Annotated in this window: 22 protein-coding genes, 1 pseudogene and 2 riboswitches; of the genes and pseudogenes, 6 read left to right on the top strand and 17 right to left on the bottom strand. The window is 64.4% G+C overall.

Features of this window, described 5'->3' with window-relative positions; all coding sequences use genetic code 11:
• Nucleotides 1-587 precede the first annotated feature (587 nt).
• Together AC50X9_RS20490 and AC50X9_RS20485 are read left to right on the top strand one after the other, a co-directional pair.
• Nucleotides 588-1,451, top strand: coding sequence for a M20/M25/M40 family metallo-hydrolase (locus tag AC50X9_RS20490; RefSeq protein WP_494896768.1), 864 nt, complete (start codon nucleotides 588-590; stop codon nucleotides 1,449-1,451).
• A 543-nt stretch (nucleotides 1,452-1,994) separates the two neighbouring features.
• Nucleotides 1,995-2,170, top strand: a riboswitch (cyclic di-AMP (ydaO/yuaA leader).
• Nucleotides 2,171-2,655: 485 nt separating this feature from the next.
• Complete coding sequence (locus AC50X9_RS20485) at nucleotides 2,656-2,976, top strand: M23 family metallopeptidase (protein WP_494896766.1); 321 nt, start codon at nucleotides 2,656-2,658, stop codon at nucleotides 2,974-2,976.
• Nucleotides 2,977-3,289: 313 nt separating this feature from the next.
• Here AC50X9_RS20485 and AC50X9_RS20480 read toward each other — a convergent pair whose 3' ends face one another.
• The 9 genes from AC50X9_RS20480 to AC50X9_RS20440 all read right to left on the bottom strand — a co-directional run bounded on the left by AC50X9_RS20480 (nucleotide 3,290) and on the right by AC50X9_RS20440 (nucleotide 8,105).
• Complete coding sequence (locus tag AC50X9_RS20480; protein WP_494896764.1) at nucleotides 3,290-3,721, bottom strand: cupredoxin domain-containing protein; 432 nt, start codon at nucleotides 3,719-3,721, stop codon at nucleotides 3,290-3,292.
• 50 nt (nucleotides 3,722-3,771) lie between these two features.
• Nucleotides 3,772-4,413 (bottom strand): hypothetical protein, encoded by a 642-nt coding sequence (locus AC50X9_RS20475; protein ID WP_494896762.1) that lies wholly within the window; start codon nucleotides 4,411-4,413, stop codon nucleotides 3,772-3,774.
• A gap of 46 nt (nucleotides 4,414-4,459) precedes the next feature.
• Nucleotides 4,460-4,915, bottom strand: a complete 456-nt coding sequence (locus AC50X9_RS20470; RefSeq protein WP_494896772.1) for a sortase domain-containing protein — start codon at nucleotides 4,913-4,915, stop codon at nucleotides 4,460-4,462.
• Between the two features lie 249 nt (nucleotides 4,916-5,164).
• Nucleotides 5,165-5,935: a hypothetical protein gene (locus AC50X9_RS20465; RefSeq protein ID WP_494896760.1), complete on the bottom strand. Its 771-nt coding sequence runs from the start codon at nucleotides 5,933-5,935 to the stop codon at nucleotides 5,165-5,167.
• A gap of 178 nt (nucleotides 5,936-6,113) precedes the next feature.
• Complete coding sequence (locus tag AC50X9_RS20460) at nucleotides 6,114-6,587, bottom strand: hypothetical protein (RefSeq protein WP_494896758.1); 474 nt, start codon at nucleotides 6,585-6,587, stop codon at nucleotides 6,114-6,116.
• Entirely contained in the window at nucleotides 6,584-6,979 is a 396-nt protein-coding gene (locus AC50X9_RS20455; RefSeq protein WP_494896756.1) for a cupredoxin domain-containing protein, read from the bottom strand. The genes AC50X9_RS20460 and AC50X9_RS20455 overlap by 4 nt, the downstream gene beginning before the upstream one ends.
• Before the next feature lie 502 nt (nucleotides 6,980-7,481).
• On the bottom strand, nucleotides 7,482-7,724 hold the full coding sequence (locus AC50X9_RS20450) for a hypothetical protein (protein ID WP_494896754.1): 243 nt from the start codon (nucleotides 7,722-7,724) through the stop codon (nucleotides 7,482-7,484).
• Between the two features lie 28 nt (nucleotides 7,725-7,752).
• Nucleotides 7,753-7,932, bottom strand: coding sequence for a hypothetical protein (locus tag AC50X9_RS20445; protein WP_494896752.1), 180 nt, complete (start codon nucleotides 7,930-7,932; stop codon nucleotides 7,753-7,755).
• On the bottom strand, nucleotides 7,911-8,105 hold the full coding sequence (locus tag AC50X9_RS20440) for a recombinase family protein (RefSeq protein ID WP_494896750.1): 195 nt from the start codon (nucleotides 8,103-8,105) through the stop codon (nucleotides 7,911-7,913). The genes AC50X9_RS20445 and AC50X9_RS20440 overlap by 22 nt, the downstream gene beginning before the upstream one ends.
• A gap of 556 nt (nucleotides 8,106-8,661) precedes the next feature.
• A riboswitch (cyclic di-AMP (ydaO/yuaA leader) is annotated at nucleotides 8,662-8,837 on the top strand.
• A gap of 140 nt (nucleotides 8,838-8,977) precedes the next feature.
• On the opposite strand from AC50X9_RS20440, the gene AC50X9_RS20435 reads away from it, so the two are divergent.
• A complete protein-coding gene (locus AC50X9_RS20435; protein ID WP_494896748.1) occupies nucleotides 8,978-9,625 on the top strand; it encodes a M23 family metallopeptidase in 648 nt (215 codons plus the stop codon).
• A 2-nt stretch (nucleotides 9,626-9,627) separates the two neighbouring features.
• Here AC50X9_RS20435 and AC50X9_RS20430 read toward each other — a convergent pair.
• Nucleotides 9,628-10,164: pseudogene (locus tag AC50X9_RS20430) on the bottom strand (cytochrome c biogenesis CcdA family protein); the annotation flags it as partial.
• On the bottom strand, nucleotides 10,161-10,793 hold the full coding sequence (locus tag AC50X9_RS20425) for a WD40/YVTN/BNR-like repeat-containing protein (RefSeq protein ID WP_494896746.1): 633 nt from the start codon (nucleotides 10,791-10,793) through the stop codon (nucleotides 10,161-10,163). The pseudogene AC50X9_RS20430 and the gene AC50X9_RS20425, both read right to left, overlap by 4 nt.
• A gap of 356 nt (nucleotides 10,794-11,149) precedes the next feature.
• On the opposite strand from AC50X9_RS20425, the gene AC50X9_RS20420 reads away from it, so the two are divergent.
• Together AC50X9_RS20420 and AC50X9_RS20415 are read left to right on the top strand one after the other, a co-directional pair.
• The gene (locus AC50X9_RS20420) at nucleotides 11,150-12,076 is read left to right on the top strand and encodes a M20/M25/M40 family metallo-hydrolase (RefSeq protein WP_494896744.1); all 927 of its coding nucleotides are present in this window, start codon (nucleotides 11,150-11,152) and stop codon (nucleotides 12,074-12,076) included.
• Nucleotides 12,077-12,389: 313 nt separating this feature from the next.
• Nucleotides 12,390-12,515, top strand: a complete 126-nt coding sequence (locus AC50X9_RS20415) for a DUF4383 domain-containing protein (protein WP_494896770.1) — start codon at nucleotides 12,390-12,392, stop codon at nucleotides 12,513-12,515.
• Nucleotides 12,516-12,660: 145 nt separating this feature from the next.
• Here the strand turns inward: AC50X9_RS20415 and AC50X9_RS20410 are convergent, their stop codons facing one another.
• The 3 genes from AC50X9_RS20410 to AC50X9_RS20400 all read right to left on the bottom strand — a co-directional run bounded on the left by AC50X9_RS20410 (nucleotide 12,661) and on the right by AC50X9_RS20400 (nucleotide 15,083).
• Nucleotides 12,661-14,046: a YibE/F family protein gene (locus tag AC50X9_RS20410; protein ID WP_494896742.1), complete on the bottom strand. Its 1,386-nt coding sequence runs from the start codon at nucleotides 14,044-14,046 to the stop codon at nucleotides 12,661-12,663.
• A gap of 282 nt (nucleotides 14,047-14,328) precedes the next feature.
• Entirely contained in the window at nucleotides 14,329-14,907 is a 579-nt protein-coding gene (locus tag AC50X9_RS20405; RefSeq protein ID WP_494896740.1) for a DUF2269 domain-containing protein, read from the bottom strand.
• Nucleotides 14,904-15,083: a hypothetical protein gene (locus tag AC50X9_RS20400; protein ID WP_494896738.1), complete on the bottom strand. Its 180-nt coding sequence runs from the start codon at nucleotides 15,081-15,083 to the stop codon at nucleotides 14,904-14,906. The genes AC50X9_RS20405 and AC50X9_RS20400 overlap by 4 nt, the downstream gene beginning before the upstream one ends.
• A gap of 98 nt (nucleotides 15,084-15,181) precedes the next feature.
• On the opposite strand from AC50X9_RS20400, the gene AC50X9_RS20395 reads away from it, so the two are divergent.
• Nucleotides 15,182-15,793 carry a TetR/AcrR family transcriptional regulator gene (locus tag AC50X9_RS20395; protein ID WP_494896737.1) on the top strand — a complete coding sequence of 204 codons (612 nt, stop codon included), beginning with the start codon at nucleotides 15,182-15,184 and terminating at the stop codon, nucleotides 15,791-15,793.
• An 89-nt stretch (nucleotides 15,794-15,882) separates the two neighbouring features.
• Here the strand turns inward: AC50X9_RS20395 and AC50X9_RS20390 are convergent, their stop codons facing one another.
• The 3 genes from AC50X9_RS20390 to AC50X9_RS20380 all read right to left on the bottom strand — a co-directional run bounded on the left by AC50X9_RS20390 (nucleotide 15,883) and on the right by AC50X9_RS20380 (nucleotide 18,143).
• Complete coding sequence (locus tag AC50X9_RS20390) at nucleotides 15,883-16,368, bottom strand: hypothetical protein (protein ID WP_494896735.1); 486 nt, start codon at nucleotides 16,366-16,368, stop codon at nucleotides 15,883-15,885.
• A gap of 13 nt (nucleotides 16,369-16,381) precedes the next feature.
• Nucleotides 16,382-17,017: a thioredoxin-like domain-containing protein gene (locus AC50X9_RS20385; protein WP_494896733.1), complete on the bottom strand. Its 636-nt coding sequence runs from the start codon at nucleotides 17,015-17,017 to the stop codon at nucleotides 16,382-16,384.
• A gap of 289 nt (nucleotides 17,018-17,306) precedes the next feature.
• Nucleotides 17,307-18,143: a F510_1955 family glycosylhydrolase gene (locus AC50X9_RS20380; RefSeq protein ID WP_494896731.1), complete on the bottom strand. Its 837-nt coding sequence runs from the start codon at nucleotides 18,141-18,143 to the stop codon at nucleotides 17,307-17,309.
• Nucleotides 18,144-18,315 lie beyond the last annotated feature (172 nt).

Below are 18,315 nucleotides of genomic sequence, written 5' to 3'. Positions count from 1 at the left end.
CGTCGACAGAGAGGGCGTGACGGTCACCGGGGACATTGTCCAGGGAAACGCGGCCGCCGTGCTCCTGCGGGCCGCCGGGAACGCTGACCTGCTGGTTGTGGGTCCGCTGGATTCATGCCGATGAGCCTCACTGTTACTGGCCACCCGTACCAGCCGGGACCCGCAAGAACCTACCGGTAGGGACTGCCGTCCCTTTTGCAAACGCGGCCCGAAGGCTGGTTCTCAGGTCCCGAGCAGGGCCGGAGCACACCGGATGGGGCGGGACGTCGGGCCCGCATCTGAAGATGGTCCGCCTGTGAATTTCCTGTGCGTATCGGTTGCCGGGTAACCAACTGATGGCTCAAGGACTATCTTCGAAGCATGCGGGTAGCCCAATGGTGAACAGGCCGGGAAGAGCCGTGACTGCGGCGGCGGCCGTTCTGGTTGCGGTGAGTCTTTTGATTGCGGGATGTACTGCTCCGAACCCGGACTTCGTGAGTCCGCTGCCCGGTGCGGTGAGTCCTCGACCGGATACTGTGGGTCCGCAGCCGGACACCGCAGGCGATGTGGACGCACGCCGGGTCCTTGCCTCATTCAAGGCCCGTGGCATGACGGAGCACCTTGCGGCGCTTCAGCGTGCCGCTGATGGTAATGAAGGAAACCGCGTATCCGGCACTTCCGGTTACGAGGATTCCGCCCGCTACATCGAGGAGCAGTTGCGCGCTGCCGGCTATTCGCCTGTCCGGCAGACCTTCACCTACCGGCGAGATGGCGAGCGGGTGGAGTCCTTCAATATCCTCGCCGACACGGAGGGCAGTGCCGAGAACACCATTGTCGTGGGTGGCCATCTGGACTCCGTGCGGGAAGGGCCGGGAATCAATGACAACGCCAGCGGGGTGGCGGCCGTCCTCGAAACCGCCCGGTGGATGAAGGAGACCGGGATCAAACCGGCCAACAGGGTCCGGTTCGCGTTCTGGGCCGCCGAAGAGGACGACTTCGATGGTTCCCGGCATTACGTCGACCAGATGAGCGCGTCCGAGATCCGCCGGACGGCGATGTACCTGAATGTGGACACAGTGGCCTCACCGAACGGCGTGCGGTCCATCCATGACGGGGACGGTTCGGATTTCGGGCACGCCGGCCCAGACGGGTCACGAGAGATAGAAGAGCTCTTCTTCCGCTACTTCCAGGAGAACTCGCTGCCCGCCGAGACTACGGTTTTTGACGGCGGTTCGGACTACGAACCATTCCTGAAGGCCGGCATTCCGGGTGGAGGGTTGTTCACTGGCGATGTGGAACGAAAGACCGGCGCCCAAGCGCAGAGGTACGGTGGACAGACTGGTAAAAACCTCGATTCCTGCTACCACGAGGCCTGCGACACCGTGGAAAACATCAACCCGGACCTGCTCCGGGAAATGTCGGGAGCCCTTGCCTACGCGACCGCAGCGTTCGCCACGGCTCGGTGGCCCTAAGCGGTGAGTCGTAGGGGATGGCTTGTCAGACGAAGTAAAAGACAATGACTGCATTCGCAGGATTCGCCGCCCCACCAAAACTTCGTGAAATACACGAGAGCCCCTACCGCCTTGACCCCGCGGCCTCATCGCGACGGCGGGTCCTCCTCTTCGGCTACCGAATTGAGGCGCTGACCCCAGTATCGCCAGAAGTCTCCCCAATTCATGAAAGACGTAATTCCGGTCAGAACTTAGAGGTCCACGAGTACGCCATCTCGGCCGTGGCCAGCAGCGCGGCTGAGTCTGTTCAGGCCCGGGCCAGACCGTCCAGGGATTTGAAGTGGCCCTGGGCGAGGGTAATGGCCACCAGCTCCACGTACGCGGTCCGTTACGTTATTCGAGGCCGGCCAGATTTTCGAGTTTGCGCCTTCCGAGGAGACCTGCGCCTGCGGTAGTCGGCCCGGTCTAATATAACGAATTTGTAACAAATGCGAACCGTTCGCTACGCTTGGATGACACACACCCTCAACTCGGGTATGGATGCGACCGCTTCGCCCCGCCGGCGGTCAGTGACCTTCGATCTCTTTCAAGGCGGGGGCGGAGGACCCACTTACGGTGTGCCATGGTGCGCCTTGGGGTGAAGCCGACCCGTGACCGCGCGTTGAACGCGCCCCGCAGGGCCGCCGGACAGTCCACTCGTCCGAATCCGACAGCTAACTTCGCCGGCCTCGAGAGGACCACTATTTTGCCTGCCCAGCACAGCCACGGCCGCCGCCGTGCCCTTCCCGTCTCTAAACCCCGCCGCAGTCCGGTTTTCCAGGAGCCGATATTCCGGCTCCGCAGCCAACTAGGGGTCGCGGCCGCCGTGACGGGGATGCTTGCCCTCACTGCACTTTCGGCCGCCCAGGCGGATCCGGGCTCCCCTTCCGCTTCCCAGGACCGGGCCGCCGCAACCGCGGCTCCCGCCGTGGAAGCCGCCGTCTCGGCATCGCCCGGCGCGGTCCTGACCTTCGACAGGCCGGCAGTGACCTCCCAGCCCGCTCCTGCACCGACTCCGCGGGAACAGGCCGCGGGAACAATCCCGGCTCCTGTAGCCCCTGCGGCCGCAACCGTGGACGCTGTCCCAACGGCAGGGTCGAAGGGATTACGAGCCCCGCTGACATCGATGAATGTCAGTTCAACGTTTGGGTTCAGGGTCAGCCCCATCACCGGGGCAGCCGGCGAAATGCACACTGGTATCGACCTGACCGGAGCGTGCGCGACGGCGGTTTTCGCTGCCGGCGCCGGTACGGTCACCGAGGCCGGCTGGAGCCCGTATGGCGGAGGAAACCGGATTGTCGTCGATCACGGCAACGGCATGAAAACCACCTATAACCACTTGGCCAGCATCGGCGTTTCCGTCGGGCAAGTCCTGGCGCAGGGGCAGCAGATCGCAGGGGTCGGTACGACAGGTGCCTCTACCGGCTGCCATCTCCATTTCGAGGTCATGGCCAATGGCCAGACCGTCGACCCGGCATCCTTCATCGCCCAAACTCCAAGGCGATAGACCGAAGACTCGGCCGACAACCGCCACGGTGGAAGGCCCCGGAAAATAGACGAGGCTGCCGCGGCCAAGGAACCAAACGCAAAGGCATCAGTGCCGCTGACAGCGGCAATATGCTCGGGGTCTCCCGCGCCAGGGTCTACCGGTACCTTCTCTAGACAGCACGGAGAGCGGTCCTGGCCCTCGAACGAGGACATCGAAGAGGCCCGGGCGACTCCCGTTCGCGAATGTCCGGCATGTCCCTCAGGCGCGTACCGTCCGGGCCGAGTGGGCACTGGGCACCGTTCAGGCTGTCGGACGGGATCTCTGGTGGCTGCTATTTCACCGTGAGGGTGCCTTTCATGTTGCCGTGGAAGATGCAGTGGTAGGGGTAGGTCCCTGGTTCGGTTGGGGCGGTGAAGGTGTCGGTGCCGACTTTGATGGTGGCGTCGAACGCGTTGGCGGTGTCCGCGGTGATCGTGTGCGCTTCGATGTCTTCGTTGGTGACACTGATTGTCGCTCCGGGACTCACGGTTTCCGCGCCCTGGTATTTGAAGCCCTTGATCACTATTTCTGCCGGGGCCGCCGTGGATGATAGGCCCGGGCTGGAGGTTGGGGCAGTGGTGGCTGGAACTGATGTTGGCTGTGCGGTTGGCGCTGATGCCGTGCCGGACCCCGCCATGCCGGGGTTCCCGCAGCCGGAGAGGGCGAACAAGGCCATTGCTGCCGCGAGTCCGAGTGTCCACGTCGTTCTGATGTTTGTCTTCATGTTGAAACCTTTCGTGGAGCCCGGCTGTGATGGCGTGCTGAGGAGGTGAGTCAGGGGTGTTCGATCCAGCAGGCCAGGATGGTGGTGGAGAGCTGGTAGGCCAGGGCGTTCCTGCTGATGCTCTCCGGTCCCAAAACGGGGGGTAGGCCGGTGGCGTCCACGTGCAGAACGAAGTTGTCTTTTTGGAACACGGCTGAACCGTCGGCGGTTTCGTAGGCAGGGAAGCCCAGGTTCGCGAGGCCTTCGATGGGTTTGGCGTCTTTCGCGAGGGCCTGCATGGCGTCGAAGTATGTCAGTGCGGAGGCCTGGTCCTTCGCCTCTTGGACGGAAATTTCCAGTGCTCCTTCGGCCAGGTGGTAGGTGCAGGTGAAGGTATTCTCGGCCCAGTCGTTGACGGTATGCGGGGCTGCGTCCAGGTCCAGGATGGATGTGAGCCTGTCCATCGGCTGGTCCCCGCATACCATCAGGGCAGCGGCGCTGGGACCGTCCGCCGTCGCACCCGGCGACGCCGATGCCGATGCCTGACTGTGGTCCCCGCCGCCGTGGCTGCCGGTGTGACCGGTCTCAGATGGAGCTGCGGGTGGGCTCGCCGGGGCGTTCGATGGCACGGACACGGCCGCGGACGCGGCGCAGCCGGAGAGCAGCAGTGCGGACAGGGCCAAGGAGACCACTAATGGCTTGCGGTGTTTCACAGCTCTTCCATCCTGGCCGCCGCACTTTCCGGGCCAGCGGCCGTTGTCAGGCTTTGAGTTTGGCGTAGATGACGTAGTTGTCGTCGAAGAGCCCGGTGGCGGGGTCGTAGCCGTCGCAGGTGATGAGCCGGAGCTCAGCTCCGGGGGTGTTTCCGTAGACTTCGAGGGTGGGGAACTGGTTTTTGCTGTAGAGGGCGCCGCGGTCAACGGTGAACACGGCGGTGCTGCCGTCGGTTCGGGAGACGTTGATTTCAGCGCCTGGGGCGAGGTTACGCAGGTCCGCGAAGACGCCTCTGGCACCCCCGAGTGCGTTCACGTGGCCCAGCATCACGGAGGGGCCGCGTTCCCCGGGGGCGGGGGAACCGATATACCAGCTGGCGGGTGCGCCGCTGCCGGTGCCCGGTACCTCGAGGGACCCGTTCTCCCGTAACCCCAGGTGGAGCAGATCGGTTCGGACTCCGATAGAGGGAATCGCCAGGGTGACGGGCGCGGAAGCGCCCATCACCGGTGGAAGCTGCTGCGTGGCCGGGGCCGCCGTGGGGCCAGCGGCCGGAGCCGCTGGAGTCCCGGGGGCTACCGCAGCCGGGACGGACGCCGAAGGTGGGGACCCGGCGTCCGGCGTTCCACTGTTCCCTGCGGCGCAGCCACTCACACTTAGGAGGAGCAGAACCCCGGCCGCCGTGGCGGCCCGGAGGCCCCCGCAGCGGCCGGAATTCCTGATTGTCACAGTAGTGATCCGTTAAGCCGGTGCTTAGGCTGCTGCGCCGGCGGTGCGGCGGCGGACAACGTATGCTCCACCGGCGAGGGCGATCAGGGCCAGGCCGCCACCGACAGCGAGGGCGCCGGTGTCGGTGCCGGTTTCCTGGGTGACGCCTGTGTCAGCGCCGCCTGCAGGCATCTTCATCTGCCCGGCCTTCAAGGTCCCGCACAGGGCGGGGGAGGTGGCGGCCAGCGGAAGCGTCGGGGCCAGGTCGCTCTTGGCGGCCTGGCCTGCCGCGCTGAGGGTGGCGGGGTCAAGGCCGTGGACGACGACTACAGCGGTGCCGGCCTTAAGGGCTGCCTTGGTTTCGGCGTTCAGCTCGAACGTGCGGTCAACGGTGTAAGCAGCACCCTGGCCGCCGACCTTGAGGTCAAGGCCCGCTGCGGGGCTGGTGTCACCGCTGGTGGACAGGGTGGTGACGATTCCGCCGTAGGACGGGGCGCCTTCGGTGGTGGAGATGACCTTGTCGCCGTCCTTATCGGCAGAGGGTGCCGGGCAGACGCCCTGGGCACCGCCGTGAATGTGCTGGACATGCGGGTACGGTGCGTCCATGAAGGTCGCCGGCATGCCCGAAACCTTCAGGACAACGTGGGCCTGGTCGCCTGTGACGTCCAGTGTGATGGTGCCCGAGCCTGCGCTGCCGTTGAGCTGGCCCAGGGTCGACTGGTAGGACTGGTCCGCTGCCATCGCAGGGGAACCGGACAGGGCGAGGGCGGCCAAAGCCAGGGTGGGGACAGCCATAAAGCGGAGTGTCTTATTCATTGGATAAATCTCCTCATACACGCGCGTGTGATGTTGGCACCCCAGGGAAGGGGACAACAGTACTTCGGAGCGATACCGGCAAAGGATGGGTGCACGTGTGGTTTGGACCACATTTGTAGTCAGCCCACGGCCGGGCAGGCATCGGAGGTGCTTTCCCGGGCCGTTGATCCAGTTCCGATCAGGCCGTTGAGGCCCCGCGGCGGCCGCCCCTGCCATCCGGCCATGGTTCCTGCCGGGTCTTGCGCCGCAGGACGTAGCCGGTCAATGCCAGGCCGCCGGCGGCCGCTTCGGCCACTGCTGTGATGGTCTTGGCCGCGTACCAGACCGGTTCATACATCGAAGGCAGCGGCCCAATAGCAGGGACCTGGACGTACCGGTAAAGGATGACCGCGGCCAGGGACGAGAACGCGACCACGGCGGCGGCCGCGAAAGCCGTCCGTGAACCGTTCAGCAGCACAAACACCGCAGCTACGACCGCGGCTCCGGCCTGGATCAGAAACAGGGTGCCTTGCCCGAGCCCGCCAGGGGCCGCCTGCTGGTAGCCCGGGGCGAGCTGGACATGGACCACGGCACTGACCACCAGGCCCGCAGCGGTACAGACACGCAGTACCCAAAGAGACCGTGCCTGCGGTTTTAGTTCCTGGTGGGTCATTTCACGACCAGCGTCCCCGTCATCTGCGGATGAAAGCTGCAGATAATCCCGTACTCACCGGCGACGTCCGGAGCCTTAAAGCTCACCGTTGCACCGCCCGGGACCTCAACGTCGAAACCGCCCTTGTCCTTGGCGGTCAGGGTATGCGGGGCGCTGTCCGCGTTCGTCACCGTCACCATCGCCCCCGGCTTCACCGACGCCGGAACCTCATACGCGAAGCCCCTGATCGTGATGACAGCCTCGCCGGCCGAGGCCGATCCATCAGCTGACGGGACAGCGGAACTGGCGGCGGGCGGCGGGGCGGAGGGCGCTCCCTCCTGGGCGGCGCACCCGGTAAGGGCCGCCAACGACACGGCGACAGCTACGGTCAAGATGCGATTGATCGTTCTCATGACAATCCCTTTCCCAGGGATGTGTCCTCCGCGCGCCGGAATGGCGCACCTATCAGGAAACTACCCACACCCTATTCGTCACCACTGCCCTTACGGACTGCCGACGAGGACTGGCGGAATGACCGGCCCGAACGGGATCCATGCTGTCCGGTGGAAGGTTTTCTGAGGGAAAGACATCATGCTTCCGGTCTGCGTAGGCTGGCCCCATCCGGCACGGTACGAGCATCGAAGAGTGAGTCATGACTGAAATCACTGCACATGTCGAAGTCCTCTGCCGGCCCTGCGGCAAGTCGATGTCGGTCGTCTCTCCAGCATCTCAAATACGATCGTATTTTGAGGTGCCCGGGAGGCGGCCGTCAACGTAGGGCTGGTTTCCAGCGCGAGGCATTTCGTCATGTTGGGGCCGGGCGATTCGACGATACTTCGGGGTCGTCACGAGTCGTGGTTTCCGGATGTGGAACCGCATGGATTGCACCTACCAGGTCTCTTTGCGTGATCTTGGTTAGAAGTCTTTGTCGGTTGTGCCGGTTCCGGCCGGTGCCGTCTGGATCCGCACATTGCTTATGCCCGCCGTCGAGTTCGCGGCAGCGGTGAGGGTGGCGTTACCGGTCAGGTAGGCGCCCGGATCCTCGACCGACCCCGAGGTGTTCTCGTTCCAGGCGTTCACGAACGATTGACGGAAATCCCACACCGACATCGGAAAGAACATCGAGGGACGGCCCGCCGGGTTTTTCTGCCCCGTCACGGTTTGACCCGGACCGGGGGACCGGTTCCTAAATGCCGAATCGCCCCTCGGAGGGAGGGGAGCGCAGGAGCCGGTCCGGTGGGTGCAGGTCGATGATTGGCAGGTGCCCGTCAGTGCGGATGGCGTCACCACCGCCGTTTCGGTGGTGGTAGCCGCTGGAGTAGTGCAGGATTACATGAACCGACTCTACGGCGTTCGCCGCACGCAAGGTTTCGATGATGAAGTCGCGCTCCTCATCCGTGCGGTCTGCAATTTTGTGGTGCCGCTGATCGTATCTTCGTAGATTTTGTCGCATCCGGCCTTCTTCAGGGCGTCGATCTGCAAGCGCAGGTTCTGGTCCCGGGTGGAGACTCGGGCGTAGCCGATTCGGTGCGCGGTCATGGGGTGTTCTCTTCTCAAAACTCAGTCCGGTGCGTTGCTTCGACTGTACCTTTTTGAGAACTATTTGTGAGAACGACCGGCCTTGAGCTCGGTTTTTCGTCCCAACGGCGGTTTTCAGCAGAAAGATGCCCGTTTGCAACAGCTCGCTGCGAACACCGCGATTCTCAAATCAACTTATTCTTGAAATCCTTCGTTTCCGAGATTGGCTGTATCGCAGCAGGGAACCGGCCGGTGCTGCGGCCAAAATGCCTCCACTGGTGGAGCCCGGAGGCAACGTCAAACCGGCCGCTTGCCCTCCACGGGGCCAGGCCAGCGCCGGGTGCCGCGGCCAGTCTTGTCCCGCTGCCAGGTAGGCGGTCAGGGCCGCCATGCGGGCATGCCATCTGGCCTCGTCGGCCCTCGCTCGGCGCTACTTGCCCATAGCCGCGGGCCCCAACACCGGGACCCAAGGTGCTGCATATAACGAATTTGTAACTTATGCGAACCGTTCGCTAGGGTTGGAGAAGAACATACCCCTAACGGGTATGGTTGCGACCGCTTCGCCAAACCCCGCCGGCGGTCAATGAAGCTATCTTTCTCAAGGCGGGGGCGGAGGACCCATCTACGGTGCGCCATGGTGCACCTTGGGGTGAAGTCGATCCTGTGACTGCGTGTCTGAACGTATCCGCAGGACGGCCGGACAGTCCACTCGTCCGAATCCGACAGCTAACTTCGCCGGCGCCGAGAGGACCACGATTTTGTCTGCCCACCCAGAACACGGCCGCCGCCGTGCCCTTCCGTCCCCTTCCTCAGCGTCCAATCGGGCTGCAATCCATGTACCATCGAGGCCGTCCCGGGGCCAGCAGTTTGGCGTTGCGGCAGCAGTTACGGCAATGATTGCCCTCACCGCGCTGTCTACAGCCCACGCGGATTCCGGTGCGCACTCTGCAGGCAAGGACCAGCCGGTCGCTGCAGCCCCGGCCGCCCAAGTGGCCGTTACGGCGGACGCCGGTGCCGGTCTGACCTTTGACCGTCCGGCTGTGACCTCACAGCCGGCACCCGCTCCGCCGGCTCCTACACCTGCACCGGCTCCGCTGGTGCAGGCCGCGGCAGTGCCCGCGGCACCTGAAGCTGCCCCCGCACCGGTGTCGAAGGGGCTGCGGGCTCCGCTCGCGTCGATGAACGTCAGTTCCGCTTTCGGCTTCCGGGTCAGCCCCATCACCGGAGCTGCAGGTGAGTTGCACACCGGCGTTGACCTGACGGGAGCGTGCTCGACAGCGGTATTCGCGGCCGGTGCTGGGACCGTCACCGAGGCCGGCTGGAGCCCGTACGGCGGCGGCAACCGGATCGTGGTGGATCATAGCAACGGCTTGAAAACCACCTACAACCATCTGGCCAGCATTGGTGTCTCGACCGGGCAGTCCGTAGCGCAGGGCCAGCAAATCGCAGGCGTTGGTACGACCGGAGCATCCACTGGCTGCCACCTCCACTTTGAGGTCCTGGCCAACGGCAAAACCGTCAACCCCTCAGCCTTTATCTGATCGCCCGGGCCATGGCAGTAGGCGAAGGCCGGCAGCGCCCCGCGGCCGGCGCTGCCGGTCGTGACGCTCAAGGACAGGACAGCGCCCAGCGTCGGACCCACGCAGGGGGTCCAGTCGAGCCCCAAGACGACGCCCAGCAGCGGGGCGCCGGCCAGGCCTGTACGGCGGCCGAGGGTGATCTTTCGGGTCTGCTGCAGCCATGGCACCATTCCAAGCAGGGCTGCCCCCATCAGGATCACCACCACGCCCAGGCCGCGCATCAGAATGTCCTGCCAGCGCAGCAGCCAGGACCCGATAGCCCCGTAAAGGGTGAATACGGCCGCGAAACCCAGCACGAACAGTCCTCCCGGTCAGGACGCGGCGGCGGTTGTGCGACTGGGTCGGGTCTGTCAGTCCGGAGACGTATCCCAAATAGCCCGGTATCAGGGGCAAGATGCAGGGCGAGAGGAAGACACCAGGTCGGCGGTCATGGCCAGGGGAATGGCAATCAGGGGAGCGCCGGAGGTCACCATTGAGGCGAAGAATTCTCCGATGTCTATGGGTCAGGAGGCACCGGAGGCCGGAATGTGGTGCCGCCGTCGGTGGAGACGATGATCCCCTCGGCGGTGGCGGCCCAGATCCACGGGTTTCCGTCGGTGCCCTTCACGGCGGCTATCGCGTGGACTTCGCCGTCGATCCGGCCCTTCCGGGTCCAGGTCGCGCCGGCGTCGGCGGAGTAGTGGACCGTTCCGTCGGGTTCGACCCCTGCGGCCTCTGCGGGGTGGGCGAAGGTGGCCAACTGAATGACCGGGCCGGAGGTCACCAGCTCCCAGGTGTTGCCGCGGTTGGTGGAGCGCCGGATCCCTTCGGGGGTGGTGGCCAGAACGGTGTCACTGTCGGGGTGCCCGGCCAGGGCCGCGGGGGCGAAGGCGGCGGCCACGGTTTTCCAGGTCTTGCCGTCCAGTGTGGTGCGCAGTTCCCAGTCGGGCGACGATGCCGGATTTGGTGGTGGTGAGGGCGTGGAAGTCTGATTCGCCTTGCCTGGAGAGCTGTTCCCAGGTTTTGCCGCCGTCGACGGTCTGATCAGGCCGAGCGGGTTAGGCAGGTCGGAGCCGGCTCCGGAGTGGCCGGAGGCGTAGAAGACGCCCTGGTCTTTAGCTCCGGTGAAGCCCCGCTGTCTTGACTTCACCCGGGATCTTTTCGATCCGCAGGCGGAAGCTCCTGCTGCCACCGTGCCGGGTAGGCACTCTGATTGTTCCTCCGCTTCGGAGCTCTCCCGAAACGGCTGTAAGGCCGGAGTCCCTGATGGCGAAGCCTCGGCATTGATCAGGTTCTAGGCCTGCGCACCGTTGGGGCCGTCCTGGGGGATTCCATTCAAGTTGACACCATCGCTCTTCCTCTTAAACGGCTGAGAGGCTATCTTCGTAGCGTGGAGGTCGCTAATACGCTGCAGAGGCGCGGAATGACTGTGGGGGCGGCAATTTTGGTTGCGATCAGCCTCGTATGACGGGATGCACGGCTTCGCGGCTGGAACCCGTGCGTGGTGTGGACGCACGCACCGTCCTTGAGGCCTTCGAGGCCCGGGGCATGCTTGACCACGTCGAGGCACTGCACCGCATCGCGGAGGATAATGGCGGCAATCGCGCGTCCGGCACCTCCGGCTACGAGGAATCGGCCCGCTACATCGAGGAGCAGCTGCGCGCAGCTGGGTACTCGCCGACCCGGCAAACCTTCACCTTCCGGTCCGACGGCAAGGGCAAGAAGCAGGTGGAGTCGTATAACATCCTCACGGAGACCGGGGGCAGTGCCGAGAACACCGTGGTGGTGGGTGGCCATCTGGATTCCGTGCGCGAGGGTCCGGGAATCAACGACAATGCCAGGGGAGTGGCGGCCGTCCTGGAGACCGCCCTATGGATGAAGGAGACCGGGTTCAAACCGATCAATAGAATCGTGTTTGCGTTCTGGGGCGCCGAAGAAGACGGCCTCTACGGGTCCCAGCACTACGTCGACGAGCTGAGCAAGACCGAGAAAGACCAGACTGCGGCGAATCTGAATGTGGATGCATTGGCCTCGCTCAACGGCGTGCGGTCCATTCACGACGGGGACGGGTCTGATTTCGGTGACGGCGGCCCGTCCGGTTCGAGGGAGATTGAGGAGCTTTTCTTCCGGTACTTCGAGGAGAACTCGCTACGCGCCGAAACCACGCCCTTTGACGGTGGCTCCGATTACAGCCGCAGCAACATCGCGTTCACCGATGTGGCGGGCACGGGTTACCCGGGCGGCACCGGCACCGCCAAGCAGATCGCCGAGGCCGTCCGCGATGGTGAGGGCGTCCTGGTCATTCACGGACTGGATTATGACGACAACGGCACGTACAACTTCAGCAGCCCGGAAGGTGCCAGCGAGCTGAACCCGGACCTCCCGGCAGAGGCCACCGACCCGGCAGTCTGCGGGGTCCTCGAACGCCACTAACACGGCCCCGCGGGGCCCTAATCTGGCACAGTAGCCTGGCACAGGGTTGTGCAGCGGGTCCGTTCAAAGCGGACTCCGGTGGCCCGCCCTACTTGCGGGGGCGGGCCACCGGCATGTCCGGGCGCGGCAGCCGCGGCGACGGAAAAGGTATTCAGCGAGGCGCGTCGCAGTTAGGCAATCCGCAACTGGGCCAAATCAGAACGGCGGGCGCAAGCTGTTCCGGCCCTCGGGCCCGGCTGCGATAAACGGCAGGACGCAGTGGCTCATTTAGAGATGGCAACACTCGCCGTCGGCACAGGCCCTCCCGGTCGGCATCCTCAGCTTCGTCCCTGGCCTCACCAGCCAATACGACCAGCTTGAGTTCGCGGGGCACCAGTCGGGGGCAATGCTGCTCGGATTTTTCCAAGTGTCGGTATCGCACAACATCGTCCACCTCTGACCCACCGGATTTCGACGTCGAAGTCCAGGAACAGCACGAACTCCTTCCACGCATTCTCTTACCGCCGCGTGGTGGCCGGGTATGGCGGGGGCCGCAGGGTGGGGCCCCGCCGAGTTGCCGAGCAAGTTCGTTAAAGAAGCGGCTTTCAGTCCTCAGGGGTCCGAGCGGGTCGCCTGGCGTCGCGACGGGACGGCAGGGCCCTATGGCTCCCCGAGATGGCGCTTGATGTCCGCGCGTCTCTCGCTTCGGGTGGGGACTTGGCGGCATGTATAGACCAGACATGGTTCGGTCCAGCGGAAGTGGCATGCTGGCCGGAAGCCTGTGTGCTGGTTGCTTTGACTACTAGCACGGCGATGAGGGTGGTCACGGGGATGGCAAGTACCAGCCCGACGGAGCCGACTAGAGTCCGAACTACCTCCTCCGACATTTCGTTGCTGGTCAGTGCGTCCCCGAGGGGCCGTTCGTAGAGCATCACGAGGATCATGATGGGTAAGGCGGCCCCCGCGTAGGCGAACGCGATTGTATAGACGGTGGAGGCGATGTGATCGCGGCCGATCCGCATGGCAGAGGCGAAGAGCGTGCGTGGGGAGGTTTCCGGAGCGAGTTCGTGGAGCTCCCAGACGGCAGATGATTGCGCGATGGTGACATCGTTCAGCACGCCGAGTCCGGAAACGATGAGGCCGCATAGGATGATGCCTGAGATTGAGATGTTGCCGGAAATGTTGGACATGGTGGTTGCTTCGGAGCTCCCCGACCCCCAAAGGTTCGCGGCATCCGTGGTCCAGGCGGCCAGCAGTGCGGTGATGCCCAGCCCAAACATGGTGCCGAGCAGGGCCGTGGATGTGCGGGCGGAGAGCCCATGCGCGAAGTACAGCATGCCGATCATGATTACGGTGGATCCCACGAGTGCCAGCAGCAGCGGGGGTTTGCCTTCGACGAGACCAGGAAGCATGAATCCCGCCAGCACGGCAAATGCGGCCACCAGCCCGATGAGTGCCCGGAGCCCGCGCCAGCGGGCCACTGTGATCACCACGACGGAATACAGGACAGCCAGCAGAACGATCGGCACGGTCCGGACGAAGTCCACAAAGATGTATAGCGGCATGGCTTGACTGGCTGCCCCCGGGGTTGCGGTCAAATCCAGATAACTGATGTTGTCTCCGGCTTTTACCCCATGGGACTTCGCGACGTCCGGGTTCATGATGACCTTGACCGGGTTTCCGCCCTTGTCCGGCTCGGTGAACGCAAAGACGCATTCGGACTCTGTCTGCGTCTGGGTAACCTGGCTCGTTCCCGGCGTACAGCTGTCCTCAACTACACGCTGGACCTTGCCGCTCTCGAAGGTCGCCCCTGGTGCGCCGGCGTACGGGTTGGCCAGGGTGATACCGTCCCTGTCGCCCGACGGCCACATCAGGATCATGGCGGCCAAGGTAAGCAGAGTCAGTGGCACAAGGATGGCGGCTAGCAGCCGATTTGCCCGCCGGCGTGCGGCGATCGCCGTAGGGGAAGGATCAGACCCGGGATGGCCCATCAGCAGTTTAACCTCATCCGTTGTACTTTACGGTGCACTTGAGGTGCGGCTGGACTCCAGGCCCCTTCGCCCATCGGGCCCGGGATATGGTCCGGCAAAGATCCCTGACCTGCACGGTGCCAGCCGGTAGGGGCGTCATGTCTGAACCACGGCGGCGACGTCCGAAGCAGTGTGCGGGAGACCAGACGGAGGAATGGACTCTGTGCAGGTGCTTTTGAGCCACTGTTTTGTCCCGGTTTTTCTTCACGCACCGCCGTCGACGACCAGTGGAGCGCGACAGATTCAGGTTTCGTGGTGGCAGGCGGCATAGCGAGAGGTGATTGTCATTATTGGGCGTTTCGCAGTGGGTTGCTGTCGTTCAGCGCGCATTTGCCCGTATTTGGTGATGCCGCGGGGTTTGTACACCGAGAGTACGGTTGCCACGAGCAGCGCTAGAACTGCGGCGCCGGCGTCTGCGATGAGTTGGGTGCGCATACCGGTCATGTCTCTTGGGGAGAGGTCGGATGCTGTGGCGATGCCGGCCATGTGGGTGACGGGCTGCAGGTGGAGGAGCAGCAGGGCCGTAGCGAGGGCCGTGATGATGAGTTTGATCAGGACCCAGTAGTGGCGGAACAGTCCCCAGACGCTGCCCAGCGCCTGGATGGTGCCGGAGACCAGTGATGCCAGGCTCAACGGGAAGATGATGGACCATCCGATGAGGTCCATGGCCAGATAGGCTCCACGGACCATCAGCGGTTCTGTGCTCGTAAGCCCGGTGATGGCCAGGACCAGGAAGGATATGACGGCTCCCAGCCAACCAACCGAACTCACGACATGGATGGTGAGGGCAAGTTTCCGCAGGCTTGGGGGCATCAGTTTCACAGCCCGTGGTTTCCCATTCCGCCGCCGGTCAGGTGGAGGATGGCGAACACCACGACCAGGATCACGGCCGCAATAACGAAGGCTTTGACCCAGCGGGGCGTGCGGTGCCCGGTGCTGCGGACTGGCCCGGACCCTGGTTGATCGCTATTCGCCGGTCGTTCAGGGCGTTCAGTCATCACTGTCCTGCACTCTCGTGGTCATTCTCGCATTTGTAAGACAGTATGTATTGTCTGCGTCAGAGAGTCCACTCAGCGTCGGGTTGTATGATGTGGTCATGCCAAAGCTCTGGAATGAGACGATCGCGACGCACCGCAACGCGGTGCAGGCGGCTATCCTGGACGCGACAGCTGCTTTGGTGGGGGAGCACGGATTGGCTTCGGTCACGATGTCGCAGATCGCACAGTCGGCCGGGATCGGGCGGGCCACTCTCTACAAGTACTTTCCCGATGTGGACGCCATTCTTAATGCCTGGCACGAGCGGCAGGTCCAGACGCACTTGGAACAGCTGGCCCAGGTCCGTCACAGCGCCGATGGTCCCGGACCGCAGCTAGCAGCGGTTTTGGAGACTTACGCCATGATTTCCCACTCCCAACAGGGCGGGGCAGCGGGGGCGCGACTGCACCAGAGCACACATATTGGCCATGCCCAGCAGCACCTTAATAGCTTCCTCACGGAGCTGCTTCGCGAGGGAGCAGAGGCAGGGGTTTTCCGCGATGATGTCGCCCCGGACGAGTTGGCCGGCTACTGCCTGCATGCCTTGCAGGCAGCGGCCGGGCTGACGTCCCGGGACGCCATCCAACGGCTCGTAATCGTCACTGTTGCCGGGCTGCAGCCACCCTTTCCCGCCGCAGTGGCTGAGACGCCGGGCCGGGAGATCAGCGGCTAGAGACGGGGATACGCATGCCGTCCGGTTACAGGGAGGGGTCAAGACAGGGCTTTGAGGAGCGCCGGGCAGGCCGATTCACAGCGGCGGCGTCATGTATTGCGGCCACGCTCGTGGACCTCGCGGGCGCGCAGGGCAGCCCGCCGTGAGATTTCAGCGAGGCGATCCCGTCCCGCAGCCCGGTACAGGTCACTGGCCCACTCAAACTCGGCTGCGGCGTCCCGGTACCGTGCTTCGTCGAAGAGGCGTCGGCCGATGTGGTGGCGGGCCAGAGCCTCTCTGGGGCGCGTGAGGGCCAGACGCAGTGCTTCCTCCTGAAGTTGTGCGGCTTCTCCCCACAGGTATTGGCACTGATACGCGTGGGCCAGGGCCAGCAGTGGCTTGAAGCGGTCGCCGGGGTTTTCAAGAAGCTTGTTCCCCTCCGTTAGGGCTTCCTCGTGCCGGCTCAGCAACGACAGGATCCAGACACGCTCCAGAGGCGGGCAGCCCCCGAGCCGGGCTTCAACCGCGTTCCTGTCCAGGATGACATCGCGCAGCGTTGCTGGATCCGTGCGCCAGATCTCGTCGGTGTCAGTCACTGTGCGCTGGCCATTATCCGTCGATCCCTCCAGTGCACGGAGCACCGGGCTCCGGTGCCTTCGGCGACTGGGCGTAGGCGCTGACGAAGGCGGGGATGCGGGAATCGTCGGCGTTCTGCAGACTCAGCTGTGTTCCCCATGCCGTGGCCGCGATGGGTGCTTTTTGGTCCTTGTCCGGGCTGAGGAGAACGTAAGGCTTGTCTTTGGCGAGGGTGGTGAGCGTACGGATTTCGGACGCCCGGAGGCTGGGGTTGTAGGTCAGCCACACCGCACCATGTTCGAGGGAGTGGACGGCGCGTTCTTCGCTGACTGGTTCGGTGTAGATGCCGCAGTTGGTCCAGGTTGGGGCGTGGTCGCCGCCGGTCCCGGGCTCGTGGGGATAGGCTACGGCGCCCTGGACGTGGTTGCTGGACAGGTCGGTGTACGTCTGGATACCGTCGATGGGCCGTTTCGCTGCTTCGGCGGCGGCGTTTTTTTCCTGGATGGACCCGGTGATGGTGACTGCCACGGCGGTGACGATGGCAACCAGGAGCAGGCCGAGGCCGCCGTAGATGAGGAGGTTCCGTTTCCTTTCTTTGGCTTTTTGCTTGGCTTTGAGGGAGGCCAGGATGGCTTCGCGGTCGGAGTGGGACTTTTTGGGGTTGTTCATGACGGGGCGTCCTTTGTTGGGAGGGCCGTGGAGTAACAGGCAAGGGGGAAAGTCGGGCGCCTGCTGTCGTGCCCTGGTGGCTGTTATGGGTCAATGTGGGGCTCGGGGTTGGAACGAAAGTCCGATGGGTCGGAGGCAGGTGACGGAGAAGTTCTGGAGCTCGTCGGTCCAGTGCACCCGGACCCGAGTCCAGGGAAGAACACCAGACCTGCTGTCAGGGCCAACAGGACGGGTAGCCGAGCGCCCGGGAATGCCGTTCAGGCGAAGTCTTCTCCGATGTCGGTGTGGGTCAGGAGGCGTCTGCGGGACGGAACGTGAGTCCGCCGTCGGTGGAGACGACGAGCCCGCTGGTCGTGGCGGCCCAGATCGATGGAGCTGCCTCCGGGCCCTTCACTGCAGCCACCGCCTGGACCCTGTCTTGAATTTTGCCCTTCCGGGTCCAGGTCACGCCTGCGTCCGCGGAGGAGTGGACTGTCCCGTCGGGTTCGACTCCAACAGCCTCCGCGGAGCTGGCGAAAGCAGCGAATTGGACCACGGGGCCGGAATCCACCGTCGTCCAGGTCTTACCGCCGTCANTGGTGGGGTTTCCGGCGAGGACTGCCGGGACGAAATCCGCGGCCACCGTGTTCCAGGTCTTTCCGTCCGGGCTGGTGCGCAGTGCGCCGTCGAAGCCGAGGACTCCGGATTTGGTTGCGGTGAGTGCGTGGAAGTCGGATTCACCCTGACGGGATAGCTTGTCCCACGTTTTTCCCGTGTCGGTGGATCTGATCAGCCCCAGCGGGTTGGCCAGGTCGGAGCCTTCTCCGGGGTGGCCGGACGCGTAGAGGACGCCGTGGTCGGTGCCGGCGGTGAAACCCATCAAATCGTTGGTGGGACCGATTTTGACGGTGGGCTGCTTCGTCATGTCGAACAGCCCATCGTGGGTGGCCAGGAGCACCTGGCCGGTTGTGCTGCTGACGCTCAGCCCGTGAACGTGGGCGTCCGGCAGGGGGCCGCCGGTGCTGCCTGCGGGGGAGGGGCCCGCCGGAAGGGAGGCCGGGCTGCATGCTGACAGGGCAAGGATGAGGCCGGCGCCGGCTGCGAGAACAGCTGTGGCGCGGACCCGGGGACGGGAAGTATTGGGCATGGGGGCTCCAGGGATTCAGGTGGGGCATGGCAGGGTGGGGCGCCGACCCGTGAGGGGCCGGCGCCGGAGGACACCGGTCAGAGGGTGCCCAGCAGGTCCTGCATTTCCTTGATTTCCGCTTCCTGGGCGGTCACGATGTCTTTGCTGAGTTTGATCGCGTCGGCGTTCTTGC

It is taken from the genome of Pseudarthrobacter sp. HLT1-3 (assembly GCF_059383535.1).
This window is presented reverse-complemented; position numbering and strand designations above follow the sequence as displayed.